General features: G+C 70.8%; 14 protein-coding genes. 4 read left to right on the top strand and 10 right to left on the bottom strand.

Going from position 1 to position 13,379, the window contains the following annotated elements; all coding sequences use genetic code 11:
• Positions 1–11: 11 nt before the first annotated feature.
• On the top strand, positions 12–650 hold the full coding sequence (locus tag C6Y14_RS00500) for a hypothetical protein (protein ID WP_107015100.1): 639 nt from the start codon (positions 12–14) through the stop codon (positions 648–650).
• A 72-nt stretch (positions 651–722) separates the two neighbouring features.
• Here C6Y14_RS00500 and C6Y14_RS00495 read toward each other — a convergent pair whose 3' ends face one another.
• Entirely contained in the window at positions 723–1,376 is a 654-nt protein-coding gene (locus tag C6Y14_RS00495; protein WP_107014417.1) for a hypothetical protein, read from the bottom strand.
• A gap of 14 nt (positions 1,377–1,390) precedes the next feature.
• The gene (locus C6Y14_RS00490) at positions 1,391–2,929 is read right to left on the bottom strand and encodes an alpha/beta hydrolase (RefSeq protein WP_107014416.1); all 1,539 of its coding nucleotides are present in this window, start codon (positions 2,927–2,929) and stop codon (positions 1,391–1,393) included.
• A 201-nt stretch (positions 2,930–3,130) separates the two neighbouring features.
• On the opposite strand from C6Y14_RS00490, the gene C6Y14_RS00485 reads away from it, so the two are divergent.
• Together C6Y14_RS00485 and C6Y14_RS00480 are read left to right on the top strand one after the other, a co-directional pair.
• The gene (locus C6Y14_RS00485; protein WP_199854618.1) at positions 3,131–4,309 is read left to right on the top strand and encodes a sensor histidine kinase; all 1,179 of its coding nucleotides are present in this window, start codon (positions 3,131–3,133) and stop codon (positions 4,307–4,309) included.
• Positions 4,306–5,007 (top strand): response regulator, encoded by a 702-nt coding sequence (locus C6Y14_RS00480; RefSeq protein ID WP_107014415.1) that lies wholly within the window; start codon positions 4,306–4,308, stop codon positions 5,005–5,007. Before C6Y14_RS00485 ends, C6Y14_RS00480 begins: the two co-directional genes overlap by 4 nt.
• A 144-nt stretch (positions 5,008–5,151) precedes the next feature.
• On the opposite strand, the gene C6Y14_RS00475 is transcribed toward C6Y14_RS00480, so the two are convergent.
• The 3 genes from C6Y14_RS00475 to C6Y14_RS00465 form a co-directional block, all read right to left on the bottom strand.
• On the bottom strand, positions 5,152–6,255 hold the full coding sequence (locus C6Y14_RS00475; protein WP_107014414.1) for an alkene reductase: 1,104 nt from the start codon (positions 6,253–6,255) through the stop codon (positions 5,152–5,154).
• A gap of 63 nt (positions 6,256–6,318) precedes the next feature.
• On the bottom strand, positions 6,319–6,921 hold the full coding sequence (locus tag C6Y14_RS00470; RefSeq protein WP_107014413.1) for an NADPH-dependent F420 reductase: 603 nt from the start codon (positions 6,919–6,921) through the stop codon (positions 6,319–6,321).
• Positions 6,922–6,941: 20 nt separating this feature from the next.
• Positions 6,942–7,949 carry an alcohol dehydrogenase catalytic domain-containing protein gene (locus C6Y14_RS00465; protein ID WP_107014412.1) on the bottom strand — a complete coding sequence of 336 codons (1,008 nt, stop codon included), beginning with the start codon at positions 7,947–7,949 and terminating at the stop codon, positions 6,942–6,944.
• Between the two features lie 107 nt (positions 7,950–8,056).
• On the opposite strand from C6Y14_RS00465, the gene C6Y14_RS00460 reads away from it, so the two are divergent.
• A complete protein-coding gene (locus tag C6Y14_RS00460) occupies positions 8,057–8,665 on the top strand; it encodes a TetR/AcrR family transcriptional regulator (RefSeq protein ID WP_107014411.1) in 609 nt (202 codons plus the stop codon).
• A 316-nt stretch (positions 8,666–8,981) separates the two neighbouring features.
• On the opposite strand, the gene C6Y14_RS00455 is transcribed toward C6Y14_RS00460, so the two are convergent.
• The 5 genes from C6Y14_RS00455 to C6Y14_RS00440 all read right to left on the bottom strand — a co-directional run bounded on the left by C6Y14_RS00455 (position 8,982) and on the right by C6Y14_RS00440 (position 13,137).
• A complete protein-coding gene (locus C6Y14_RS00455) occupies positions 8,982–9,629 on the bottom strand; it encodes an HAD family hydrolase (RefSeq protein WP_107014410.1) in 648 nt (215 codons plus the stop codon).
• An 878-nt stretch (positions 9,630–10,507) separates the two neighbouring features.
• Positions 10,508–11,023 (bottom strand): DUF4333 domain-containing protein, encoded by a 516-nt coding sequence (locus C6Y14_RS00450; protein WP_107014409.1) that lies wholly within the window; start codon positions 11,021–11,023, stop codon positions 10,508–10,510.
• Positions 11,024–11,090: 67 nt separating this feature from the next.
• Complete coding sequence (locus tag C6Y14_RS43855) at positions 11,091–11,543, bottom strand: peptidoglycan-binding domain-containing protein (RefSeq protein ID WP_159074133.1); 453 nt, start codon at positions 11,541–11,543, stop codon at positions 11,091–11,093.
• A 169-nt stretch (positions 11,544–11,712) separates the two neighbouring features.
• Positions 11,713–12,489, bottom strand: coding sequence for a hypothetical protein (locus C6Y14_RS43850; protein WP_159074132.1), 777 nt, complete (start codon positions 12,487–12,489; stop codon positions 11,713–11,715).
• A gap of 102 nt (positions 12,490–12,591) precedes the next feature.
• The gene (locus C6Y14_RS00440; RefSeq protein WP_107014407.1) at positions 12,592–13,137 is read right to left on the bottom strand and encodes a hypothetical protein; all 546 of its coding nucleotides are present in this window, start codon (positions 13,135–13,137) and stop codon (positions 12,592–12,594) included.
• Between the last annotated feature and the right edge of the window lie 242 nt (positions 13,138–13,379).

Raw genomic sequence — 13,379 nt, 5'->3', positions numbered from 1 at the left:
TGGAGATCATGATGCGCTCGCGTCTCGCCGCCCGTTCCACCCGTCTCGTCCTGGCCGCCGCAGCCGTGACAGCCCTGGCCGCCACGACCGCGTGCGAGCCCGAGGACTCGACGGACACCGGCGGTTCCGCGGCCCCTTCCGAGGCCGCCTCCGACGATGGCGGGAGCGCAACCCCCTCCAGCGACAGCCCGTCGACCGGGGCCAGCAGTCCTGCCGGCGGCGACAAGAGCGGCTACGGACAGTCCTGCGGCACCAACGACCTGGACCTCACGGTCGCGTGGAAGTCCGATCCTGACGTCGACGGCTACTACCTGGTCACGGCCAAAGCCAAGTCCGGGATCACCTGCTACCTCGACGTCAACACGCCCAGCGTGTCCTTCGGCTCCGGCGCCGACGGCGTCGCCTCTCCCGTCGGGCAGGGCGGCGAGGACCCGATCAAGCTCACCGGCTCCGCCGTCGCGTACACCGGCATCGATGCCAAGACCACCGGCGGCGACGCCGGCACGCAGTTCGAGAACGTCATCGTCGCGGTCACCGAGGACGACCCCGACCCCGCCGAACTCGAACTCCCCGACACGGCCACCGTGGACAAGCCCGTCGTCACCAACTGGTCCACCCGGCGCAACGAGACCGTGCCCCGCATCATCTGAGGGCAGCCGGTGCACGATCGAAGTGGGGCGCGGCCTGCCCTGCTGAGCAGCGGCCGGGGCCACCCCGCCGTGTCAGCCCACCGCGCCGTCGAGCAGCCGGCTGTACCGCAGCCGCAGTGCCCGCTCGGTACTGGCCGCCAGGGTGACCAGGGTCAGCACGACGTTGCCCCAGGCCGGTGGATGGACCGGCGCGGTGAAGGCTCCGACGCGCTCGGCCACCGCGGGTACCTCGGTGACCTGCTCGGCGAGCTGTGTGCCCAGCATGACCAGGGCCACGACGAGCACGGTCAGTGAGACGGCGCCGATCCAGCGGCTCAGTGCGGGATGCGCGCGGTCGAGATGGGCGCGGCGTCCCTCGGCGGAGTCGCGGTCCGGGACGAGCAGCTGTTCGGTGCCCTCTACGGTGACGTAATGGCAGCGCCGCAGGCCGAAGTTGCTCAACCGCACCTCGACGGTGCCGCCGGGGACCGGGAAGGCGGCGGGAAGCCTCGACCGGGCGTGGTGCCTGCCGTCGAGGTACAGGTCCGCCTTGGCCTTCGCGGACGTCTGGTCCTGACCGCGTCCGACGTCCACGGCATAGACCGCCTTCCCTCCGTCGCCGTCGGGCAACGGCAGGTAGAACAGGGAACGGTAGGGCAACTGCCACCAGCGGAACCGCTTGAGCGGCCGACCGTCGCCGGGGGTGATCCGCCGGGCGGCCCGGCGGCTTCGCATGTCCTCGAACATCGGCGGCGCCTGCCTCACTTGCTCACGTCGGCGGTTTGCGATGTGCTGTCGGTACGCGTCGCTCCGCCGGGTTGCGTGGCCGCACCGGGTTCCGCCGCGCAGGCGAGGTCCCGCGCGGGGCGTTCCCCGGTGGTCAGGAACGTCGTCGCGGCGTCGTTGGCGCACGTGTTGCCGCCGTACGGATAGACGCCGTGGCCTCCCTGGTCGACCGTCACCATCGTGGCCCGCCCCTTGAAGGCCCGCCGCAACTCCCGCGCGCCGGCCAGCGGCGTACCCGGGTCGCGCTCGTTCTGCATCATCAGTACGTTCGACGGACCCCGCCCGGTGATACGCACCGGCGGTTCGGTCCGCTCCCGCGGCCAGTACGCGCAGGGCGTGACGCTTGCCGTGGAGCCGCCCAGCATCGGGTACTTCAGCCGGTCGACGGCGACGTTGCGCTGGTACTCCCGGACCGTTCCCGGCCAGCGCGTGTCACCGCAGACCACGGCGAAACGTGAGGCCATGAGATTCTCCAGCTCCGCGGGCGGCTCCGGAAGCGGCAGTTCCGCCCCCGTGTCGACCGCCTGCCAGAACTCGGCGAGCTTCGGCATGGAGCTGTCGGCGTACAACTGCTCGAAGGTGTACGCCCGGAACGCGGTCCCGTTGACGTCCTGGACCGGCTTCGAGTCCAGTCGGGACGCGAGCTCGTGGAACTTGGCGGCGATCTGCTTCGGCGTGGACCCCAGACCGTACTCGGGATGCCTGACGGCGAACGCGGCGAAGTCGGGGAAGCGGTCCTCCAGCCCACGGGCGAACAGCCGCATGGCCGTGACGTCGTAGCCGCCGGGACCCAGGTTGCTGTCGAGCACGATCCGGTCGCCCCGCCGCGGGAACAGCGTCGTGTAGACCGCGCCGAGGTAACTGCCGTAGGAGGCACCGAGGTACGACACTTTCGGCTCGCCCAGTGCGCTCCGCAGGCGGTCCATGTCGCGCGCGGTGTTGGCGGTGGTGGTGTGCGGCAGCATCCACGCCGTCCGGGAGTTCTCGCACTGCCCGGCGATCTTCCGTGCGTGACCCGCCTCCCGCGTCACATCGGCCGCGGTGTGCGCGTACGGCGGGAAGTTGCCGCGCCACTGCTGCTCCTTCGACAGGTCGCAGGTCACCGGAGTGCTGCGGCCCACCCCGCGCGGGTCGAAGCCGATGATGTCGTACGAGTCGACCACCTCCTGCGGCAGCCCCGACGCGGCGAGGACGGCCGGGTAGATCAGGCCGGAGCCGCCCGGGCCGCCCGGGTTCGTCAGCAGGACACCACGTCGCTGCGAGGGCTTCCCGCTCGCCAGCCGGGAGACGGCGACCTCGATCTGCCGACCGTCGGGATCGCGGTAGTCCAGCGGGACTTCGAGCGTCGAGCACTCCAGGCGGGGCGCGGAGGCTCCCGGGGGGCACGGGCCCCACCGCAGGGCGCCGGGCGCCGGTGCCGTCGTGGCCGCTGTCGCGGACGCTGACGGCGCCCCCGGAAGCGCGGTCAGCGTCACCGCCGCGGCGGTGAGGGCGAGGGACAGACTTCTGCGCATGAGGTGTCCTCCTGTGGGGGGCTTTACCGGCACGCGAACGATTCTGTTGACCAGGAACGGCCGGCACATCGGCCCGGCGGACCGACCCGGCCTGGCCCGAGGGAGAGGCGTCGGTTAGACCTGGGTCGTAGGCGCATCCGTCCTGGGTGTGATCCACCGGTCGTACGACGTGGTGACAATGGCCTGGTGAACACGGACGTGATGCCGCGACTCGGAGTGTGGCAGCAGGCCTGGCGGCTGACGGTGGCCGCTGTCGTGAGCCTGCCGATCTGGCTGACGACCCTCGCACTGGCGCGCAAGCAACCCGGCGGCCCGGACGCCTGGATCCTCGTAGCCGATCCGCTGATCGCCCTGGGCTGCCTGACGCTGCTGCTGTGGCGGCGGCGGTGGCCCCTCACGGTGGCCCTGACGGTCGCGGTCGCCTCGACCGCTTCGGCGTGCGCCACCGGCGCCGCACTGCTGGCACTGTGCTCGGTCTCCACCCGCCGCCGCCCGGTGGAGATCGGGGCCGTCGCCCTGGCCTACGTGATCGCGTCGCAGGTCGCCGTCGGGATGTTCCCGGTGCAGGGATCGGCCGACGTGCAGTGGTGGGTCCAGGTCGTCGTGCCGGCGCTGACCGCGGGGATCGCGGCGGCCGCGGGCATGGCCGTCGGGGCGCGGCGGGTCGAGGTGCGGTCCCTGCGGGAGCGGGCGGAGAGCGCGGAGCGGGAGCAGAGCGCACGGGCCGCGCAGGCACGGGCCCTGGAGCGCAACCGGATCGCCCGCGAGATGCACGACGTCCTCGCGCACCGCATCTCCCTGGTCGCCATGCAGGCCGGGGTGCTCGACCACCGCCAGGACCTCTCGGCCGACGAGAACCGCGTGCTGGTCCGCGGTATCGCCGAAGGCTCCCACCAGGCACTGGAAGAACTGCGTGAGGTCCTCGGCGTGCTCCGCGCCGACCCCGGCCGCCCGGAACCGCCGCAGCCCTCCCTCGACCGGATCCCCGACCTGGTGGCCGACGCCCGCGCCTCGGGACTCGACGTAAGGCTGACCGACACCGTGACCGCGACCCCGCCCGGCGGTGTCGGACGGACCTGCTACCGGATCGTCCAGGAAGCGCTGACCAACGCCGCCAAGCACGCACCCGGCGCGGTCGTGCAGGTCACCCTCGACGGCACGGCGGGCGGCACCCTCGACATCGGCGTCCGCAACGGACCTGCCCCGCTGCGCACCGCACGGCCACCCGCGTCCGGCTTCGGCCTGCTGGGTCTCGGCGAACGGATCACCCTGGCCGGCGGCGAACTCGATCACCGTTCCACGCCCGAGGGCGGGTACGTTCTCACCGCACGACTGCCCTGGCCGGACGGCCCCACCCACAGCCACGAAAAGAGCGCATGAGCCACGACAAGAGCACGTCGACCGAGAGCCGGCCCGATCCCGTACGGGTCGTCATCGTCGACGACGAGGAACTGGTCCGGATGGCCCTGCGGCTGGTCATCGACGGCGAACCGGACCTGACCGTCGTGGCGGAGGCGGCCGACGGGAACGCCGCGCTCGCCGTGGTCGCCGAGCAGCGGCCCGACGTCGTGCTGATGGACGTACGGATGCCGGGCCGGGACGGTCTGGACACGACCCGGGAACTGCTCACCCGGCCGGCGCCGCCCCGGGTGCTGATGCTGACCACCTTCGATTCCGACGACCTGGTGCTCGGGGCGCTGCGCGCGGGGGCGCTCGGCTTCGTCCTCAAGGACACCCCGCCCGCCCGCATCCTCGACGCGGTACGCACCGTCGCGGACGGCAACCCGGTGCTGTCCCCGGCGGCCACCGCGCGGGTGATCGCCGCGGCCACCGGCCCGGACTCCGCGCACACCCGTGACCACGGCCGCGCGGCCGCACGTGAACGGCTGTCGACGCTGACCGAACGGGAACGGGAGACCGCCCGGGCCGTCGCGGACGGACTGGGCAACGCGCAGATCGCCGAGCGGCTGGGCATCACCGTCGCGACGGTCAAGGCCCACACCGGCAACCTGTTCGCGAAACTGGCGGTCGAGAACCGGGTACAGATCGCACTCCTGATCCGCGACGCGGAGGACTGAACGGGAAGTTCTCTGCTGGCGGAGGCTTCCTGTCGCCGCGGTGCCACGCAGCCGGCCGTCCGGGGGGCCGGACACCGCCCCCCGACTGACGGCCGGCAGGCGCCGGTTGTCGCGGGCCAGGGCTGCTTACGGAGAATGCGCTGCTCAGCCGGCCGTATGGGCGGGGTAGTCGGTGTAGCCCTCGGTGCCACCGGCGTAGTGGGTGTCCCGGTTGCTCTCGGCCAGTGGGTGGCCCTGCGTGAAGCGGTCGACCAGGTCGGGGTTGGCGATGAAGGGGCCGCCGAAGGAGACCGCGTCGACGACGCCGTGGTCGAGGATCTCGTTGCCGAGCGCCCGGGTGAAGCCGAGGTTGGCGACGATGTTGCCCTGGTAGTGGGCGCGGTAGCGGGAGAAGAGGGCGATGCGCTCCTCGATGGTGCCGGGGGCGCCCAGGAGGTGCAGATAGGCAAGGTCGTTGTCGTTGAGCTTCTTGAGCAGCTGGTCGTAGTCGGAGAGCGTCTCCTCGTCCGCGGTGAACGCGGTTCCACCGGTCCAGCCCGGAGACATCTTCACGCCGACGTGGTCGCCGCCCCACACGTCACCGACGGCGTCGAGGATGTCGAGGAGGAACCGGGCCCGCTTCTCGCTGCTGCCTCCGTAGGCGTCGGTGCGCAAGTTGAGACGGGGGTTGAGGAACTGCGGGATCAGGTGGGACACCTGGGCGTGGAGTTCCACGCCGTCGAAACCGGCGCGGCGGGCGTTCTCTGCCGCACGCCGGTAGTCGGCGATGGTGTCGGCTATCTCGGCGGCCGTGTAGGCACGCGGCGTGAGGGTGTCCTTCGGGCCGGTGGGGGTGAAGGACGTCTCCCCGGGGTTGACGGCCGAGGGCCCGGCGGGCAGGCGGCCGTCGAGGTGGTCGGGGTGGGAGGCCGCTCCGACATGGCCGAGCTGGGAGACGATCCGCCCGCCTGCCTCGTGGACGGCTTCGGTGACCTTAGCCCAGCCGGCGGTCTGCGTGTCGGTGTAGATGCCGGGGACGTTGATGAAGCCGATCGCGTCGGGGCTGACCCAGGTTCCCTCGGTGACGATCAGTCCGGCGCCGGCGCGCTGCGCGTAGTAGGTCGCGTGCAGGTCGGTGGGGGCCAGCTCGGGGTTGTGGGCGCGGGCGCGGGTCATGGGGGCCATGACGACGCGGTTGGCGAGCTCCAGCGCGCCGAGGCGGACGGGCTGAAGCAGGGGCTGAAGCGGGGCCTGGGACTGGGTGGTCATGAGCAACTTCCTTGTGCCGAAGGGTGGATGAGGAGGAGCGTGCGGAATGGACGAGGGCCCGGCTCAGTCCTGCTTGAGGGCGTGGAGGGCGGAGAGCGGGCCGCCGAGCTGCATGAGGCGTCCGCCCTCGCGCAGGGAGCCGAGATCGACGGGGGCGAATCCGAAGTCCGCGGTGAGGTCCTTGACGGTCGCCTTGGCGTCGGCGTCGTCACCGGCGAGGAACAGCACCTGGCGTCCGGCCGGATGGCGCGGATCGGCGGCGATGTACTGGCCGTAGAGGGTGTTGAACGCCTTGACGACGCGGGCTCCGGGCAGCAGTGAGGCGACGTGTTCGCTGCCGGTCAGCTCGCCCAGGTCGGCGATCCTCGGGTGCGGGGGCGGGGAGGCGAACTGGTTGGTGGCGTCGATGACGATGCGTCCGTCGAAGTGCGGCAGGCCGGCTGTCGCGTCCGGGATCTGGGGCCAGCCGACCGCGAGGAGTACGAGTTCCGCCGCGGCGGCCTCCTCCGGGGTGCCCGCACGGGCGAGCGGTCCGAGTTCGTCGGCGAGCCCGGCCAGGGAGGCGGGGCCGCGGCTGTTGCTCAGTACGACCTGATGGCCGTGGGCCACGGCATGACGGGCGATGGCCTGGGCGACGGTTCCGGAGCCGAGGGTTCCTATCTTCATGGCAGTGCCCTTCAGGGGGTTCAGGACGCGGGGCTGGTGAGCAGGACGGTTCCGCTCTTGCCGGGGCGGCGGACATGGTCGACGGCCTGTGCGAAGTCGGCGAGGTCGTAGCCGGCCGCGACCTCGAAGAGTTCCGGGGCGGTCGCGGCCAGACCGGCGGCGAATGCGACGTCCTCGGCCCGTTCCTCAGGGGTGCGGGTCAGCCACTGGGTGATGGTCACGCCCCGCACGGTCAGGGCCCGCGGTGTCAGCGCGACCGACTCCAACGGCGTGCTGCCGGAACCGAGCTGTCCGTAGGTGATCAGCGTGCCGCCGTCGTCGAGCAGCCCGGCCAGCTCACCGGTCATGGACCCGCCCACCGCGTCCAGTACGACCTGGGCACCCCGGCCACCGGTCGCGTCCCGGACCTGTGCGCGCCAGTCCGCGTCGGCCGTCGAGACGGTCGGCAGAGTGGGGAAGCGCTCGCGCAGGCTCTGTGCCCCCGCGGCACTGCGTACCAGGTTGACCAGTGGGATGTCGTGCCTGAGTGCTGCGGCACCGACCAGTCTGCCCACCGACGAACCGGCGGCCGTCTGTACCACCGGCCCCTTCAGGCCGTGCTGGGCGTCCTCGACCGCCCGCAGCAGCATGAGCAGGGTGAGCGGGTTGACCAGCATCAGGGCCGCGGTCCCGTCGCTGACGCCCTCGGGTACAGGTACGACCAGATCGGCCGGTGCCGTGAGGAGTTCGCTCCACGCGCCCGGCACCGGGAAGAACGCGACCCGCTGACCGGGCCGCAGATCCGTCACGCCCTCGCCGACTGTCTCGACGAGGCCCATTCCCTCCAGTCCGGGACTGCGGGGCGCGGCGAACCGCCCCTGCGTCGCGCCCGGAAAGCCCTGCACTCCCGCCAGGTCGCCGGGGTGGACGGGCCGGGACAGTACCCGCACCTGGACCTGCCCGGCTTCGGGTGCGGGAGGGGGCGTTTGCTCGCTCAGGCGCAGTACCTGTCGGGCTTCTCCGTGCTGGTCGTGGGTGATGGCGCGCATGACGCTCCCGTTCCGTGGGTTATTAATGATTGGCATCATTGAAACTCTTGTTATGATGAGAGCTGTCATTGAAAAGGTCAAGTCGTGAGCGACGCGAGGGGACGGCAATGCCGCGGATCACCCAGGAGGACAAGGCCCGCAACCGGCGGAACATCCTCGAAGCGGCGGGCCGCATGTTCCGCTCGCAGGGCATCGACGCGGTCGGCATCGCGGAGCTGATGAAGGAAGCCGGGCTCACCCACGGCGGCTTCTACAACCACTTCGCCTCCAAGGACGACCTGGTCGTGGAGGTGTGCGGGGCCTCCTTCGCCGCCTCGCTCGGAAGCCTGGCCCGGACGGTGGAGGAGGGCCCGGACCAGGGCGGTTCCCCGCTGGAGCGGGTCGTGGCCGGTTACCTCTCCGCCGGACACCGTGACGCCCCGGACGGCGGCTGCCCTTCCGCCTCCCTGGTCACCGACGCCGGACGGCACAGCGAAGGCGTACAGAGCGCGTACGCCGAAGGGGTCGAGGGCTATCTCACCGGCTTCGCCGCCGAGTTCCTGCGCGAGGCCGAGGAGGAGGGCCGCTCACTCGAACCGGGCGAGGCCCGTCGCAAGGCGATGCGGCTGCTCAGCGAGATGGTCGGCGCGATGATGCTCGCCCGGGCGGTCCGTCACGTCGAGCCCGGACTCTCCGACGAGATCCTGCGGGCCGGCCGCAGCCACGCCCTCGACTGACGTGGCTCGGCACCCGTCCTGCGATCCCGGGTGATCCCTCGCTCGTGTGCCGTCGACCGCGAGCGCAGCCTCGTGGGGAGCTGGACCGAGAACGCAGCATCGTGCGGGGCCGGGCCGAGGGCGCCGGAATCAGAGACCGCGCCCAGCACGTGGGCGCGGTCGTCCTCGGCCCGATCGCGGGGGTCGCGCCCCTGGCCGGTCTGGCCGTTACGGCCGCTCCGGCCGTTGTGACGTCCCGGAGGGCGAGCCGCGTCCGGCTGTGACCCGTAACCCGTGCGGGACACGTGACCCGGTGATCGCTGTCGTCGACAGCGGGCTACTCCGAGGAGTGGGTGAGGAGGTGGTCGACGGCCTCGGTCACGTCATCGACTGTGTGGTGGGGTGTGGCGAGGCCGTCGGGCCAGGGCCTGCCGCGTACCCAGATCGCGCGCAGGCCCGCGTTGAAGCCGCCCGCGATGTCGGTACGGGGGTTGTCGCCGGTCATCCAGTCGCCGGGGGTGAGCTGGGTGCCGCATCGTGCGGCGGCCAGTTCGAAGAGCCGCGGATCGGGTTTCCGGACGTCGATGTCGCCGGAGGCGGCGATGCCGTCGATCAGGTCGGCGAGGCCGGTGGCCCGGATCTTGGCACGCTGGATGTCGCTGGCGCCGTTGGTGGCGACGCCGACGCTCCAGCCGGCGTCCTTGAGCCGGGTCAGGCTCGCAAGGACTGCGGGGCGGCAGGTGACGGCGGCTGCCATGCGGTCGACGTACACACGCCACAGATGGTCGGCGGGCTCGCTGAGCTGGAAGGTGGCGGCAAGGCGGTCGAAGTCGCTGCGGTCGGCTCGATCGGCGAGTTCGGTGAGCAGCCACCGCTCGATGTCCGGGCCGTAGCCGTGGTCGTGGATGAGGGTGGCTATGGCGTCCGCGAAGGCGGCCGTGCGGTCGACGAGGGTGCCGTCCAGGTCGAAGAGAGCGAGGCGCATGTGGGCGACCCTATCGGGGTGGCTACCTGCACTGATCCGGACTTGAGCGTCGACTTCAACGGTGTGCCGCGCCCCTCGGTGTGCGGCTGGGTCCCGCAGGCAGGTAAACCTGCGACGCAGGCAGGTAAACCGTTGATGCGGGCAGGGTGACCGTCGACGGGGTCGGGCAGCCTGTGCCCGGCTTCGGGCCCGTTGCCCCGGGCCGCGTCCGGTACCGAGGGCGCAGCGCGAACCACGGTGTCGCCGCGGGATCGGAGCGCTCAACGGGTGTGGGCCCTGCAGCGGATGGGCTCAGCTATCCGCGGGGCTCCAGGCCGTCCAGGATGACGTCGATCAGGCCAGCGCGGGTCTGCGCGTCCGCGGTGGCCTGGGCGGCTCGGGCGGGTCGTGTGGTCGCGCGACTACCACGACCACGTCGCCCTGGCCGGTCTGCTGACGTGATCTGGAGCCTGGACGGAACTCGGCCGCCAACGAGGCGTGGCCCCAGGGTGGTCCCAGGATCAACCAGGTCCCGGCCGAGCGCGCGGCATCCACGAGGCCGACGACCTCTCGGACCGCGGCTGGGATCTCGGGCGTGGGACGATCGAGCGGTGACGCGACTCGTGGACCGTGACCGCTCTCTGGAGGAACTTGAGCGCGACTGTCGGCCGCCGCCCTCTGCCGGGGCAAGTCGCCTCATGGAGACCGCCGTTCTTGATGCAGAGGATCGCAAGGTTTCTGGCCCGGTAGGTGTGTCGGTACGAGCCCGGCCACCGGTCCCCGGACCGGCCTCGCCCCCCGGACCGGCCTCGGCCCCCCCGGGCCTCAACCGGCCCACCTCCGGGGGGCCTCGGTGGCTGCCAGGCAGGCGGTCAGGAGCGTTCCTGACTGCCCTGCCTTCACTTGGCGGTGTTGTCCACCTTGTAGTTGTAGTAGACCTGGTTGCCGTTGACGGACGCGGCGGTGACGGTGACGTCGAAGGTGGAGCCGCCTGCCGTGAGGTCGCAGTGGATCGTGGCACCGACTCGGGCGGGGAGGTGCTGAGGGCAGGTGACCCTGTCGGGGCGCTTGCCGGTGTCCGCGGTGAGCTTGTCGGAGATTGTCTGCGCGACTCGGGCCTTGTGGACGGCCCCGTCCTCGCTGACACCCGTGTTCTCGGGCTTTGAGGGATCGTCACCGACCGGCTGTTCTGAAGCTGTCGGTGACGATCCCTCCGCCGTCGGCTGTCCCGCGGCGGTCGGCTCCTCCTCGGCCGTCGGCTGTTCCTCGACGGCCGGTGAGCTTTTGCCGGCCGTCGCCTCGTCCTTCTTCTCCGCGTCGCCGGCGCTGAAGGAACAGCCGGTGGCGAGAAGCATCGTCAGTGCGCCCAATGCCGCCGCGGTCGCAATCCTTTTCCTGCGCCCCGTGTGCTGCATTCCGTCCCCCTGTTGTGGTTGATGTTGATCGGAAAAAAATCAGGACTGTGCGGTCGTCAGCTGTTCGTCAGTTGCAGCTGATCCGCGCCCCGGTTTCCACGCTGTAGTTCGCCCACACCATCGCGTTCCGCGTGTTGGGGCCGTAATCGCCGTCCGCCGCGACACCGACCTTCTTCTGGACGGTGATGAGCGCCGACTCGGTGAGACCCCCGAATTCCCCGTCCGTAACCAGCTTGTACCCGTAGCAGGAATTGAGGTTCTTCTGCAGGGCGCGGACTGCCGTGTTGCTCATCCCTCGGTCCAGCCAGCAATTGGACAGATCGCCGGTGACGTAGGGGATGTACTTGTAGGAGGTGGGGTTTGTGACCTTGTTGTATATGTAAGCCCCGTAGCTGCAAGGGGAATCGGCGACGGCCGCGGTCGCGGACGGCGCGCCGGCGAGAACGCCGCCGAGGAGCCCGGACAGAAGGGCCCCCATGGCCATGGCCGACTTGGTGCGCCCGTTGCGGATTTTCATCATTTCTTCTCCACCTTTCGATTTTCGGGCGGACTGCCCGAGTTCTTGCAGGACGGCCAGCCGTGCGCTTGAGCGCGCACGATCGGCTCCGGTCAGCCCCAGGAAGGAGCGACCCCAGGAAAGGAGCGACCCCAGGAAGGCGTAACCCCAGGAAGGTTGATCCGGCCGGAGGTCAGTCGGCGCCGGCGCTGGTGACCTCCACGGCGGTACCGAGGTCCGGCGCTGCCCTCCTCGCGCGTTCGCGGGCATCGTCCAGATCCGCGCCCTCCGCCACGACGATGCTCGCCGCCGAGCCGGACACGGCATCGCGTTGCAGAGTCGCGCGGACGACCGGATACCGGGCGAGCACGGCCTCGTACGCGGCGATCGCCTCGGCGGGGAACCGGTCGTTGAAGTCGCTCTCCACGAAGAGCCCCCCTTTGACCCGCAAAACCATCACACCGGAGAGCGGCCGGTGCCGGTCGCCCTCGGCGTACATGTCCTTGAAGACGGCCAACGCGCCGGTGGCGTCGACAGCGGTCACCTCGATCCGCCAGCGGTCGGTCGCCTTTTTCCAGGGCGCGTCGTGGATGTCGGCGTTGGCCACCCGGTCGTCGGCCGTCAGTGAGCGCCACAGCGCCAGGACCTCTCCCGTGCGCCTCTCGTCCGCGACGACGGTGAAGGTGACGCCGTCCGCTTCGATCCGCCCGCGGGTCTTGTCGTGACGGGCGACGTACTTCCTCATCTCGCCCACCAGGCTGGTCACTCGGTCGGCCGAAGTGCCGTCCTTAAGGGTCAGCGTGCCGGTGGACGTTCCCTGGAAAGGCAAGGTGTTGTTCTTGGTGGTGTGGATTTTCGCCACGTCCGGCGTACCGGCCCAGTTCTCTTCGAAATCCGCGGCGAGTGCCGTGCCCTTGTCGATGGCGCAGCCGGCCAGGAAGGGCAGGCCCAGCACAAGAGCGAGGCTCACTGTCGGCCACCGCAGGGCGCTTCTTTTCAGTGTCGTCTCCTTGCAGGCGTTGCAAGCGGTTGCAGGCATGGAAAGCGGATGAGCACGCCGGGGCCGGTCGGCTCAGGATCCGGCATGCGGTGGCCGGGGCCGGCCGTCGTGGCGCAGCCGGAGCCGACGCCGGGGGTGAGAGCGCAGCACCGGATGGAGGTTCCAGCCCTGTTGCGAGGCGACGCGCAGGACGTAACCCGCGCCGGCGCCCCGGAAGTGGTGTGCTCCGAGTTCCAGGTCGCGGTGGTACTCGCGACGGTGCCGGGATGTCTCCACCCGCCGGGTCTGCTTCGTGATGCGCCGGTCCACACGCGTCCGGTAGTACGCCGTGTCGCCGTCCCGCACGAGCGCCACCGGGGTCACGCACCAGAGCGGGACGAACGGCACCCGGCCGATCGTGGCGTCCAGCATCCGTGTCGCACCGTTCTCGGCACGCGGCACCATGTAGACGATCAGCTCGGCCACCGGCGCCACGAAGTACAAGCAGACGGCGAGGAAGACCCAGACCACCCACCACAGCGGCAGGAACACCAGGGTCAGAGGGAGCAGCAGCAGCCAGCGCAGTGCGGCTGGACGGACGGGAAGCGGCCCCCAGGCGGGGTCGTCGTAGTCATGCACGGGTGGTGCCTTCTCCTCGGGTTCGCCATCGAGCCTCACCGTCTTCTGATCCGGACCGTCTGATCCGGACCGTCACCTCAGTGGATCCGCATCCAACGAATTCTTCAGGGGTGAGTGACAGGCCTGGATACGTGCACTGCACGGCCGGTGTCAGCCCCTTACGACGGGACACTAGCCCGGCCCGGTCGCTGAGTGTGCCGGTCGTTCGCCCCACACGGCACGGCCGCCGCACACACCGGAGC

The sequence above is a fragment of the Streptomyces dioscori genome (genome assembly GCF_003024195.1).
GTDB classification, from domain to species: domain Bacteria; phylum Actinomycetota; class Actinomycetes; order Streptomycetales; family Streptomycetaceae; genus Streptomyces; species Streptomyces dioscori.
Note: the sequence above shows the minus strand (reverse complement) of the source record. Positions and strands in the feature narration are given on the sequence as shown.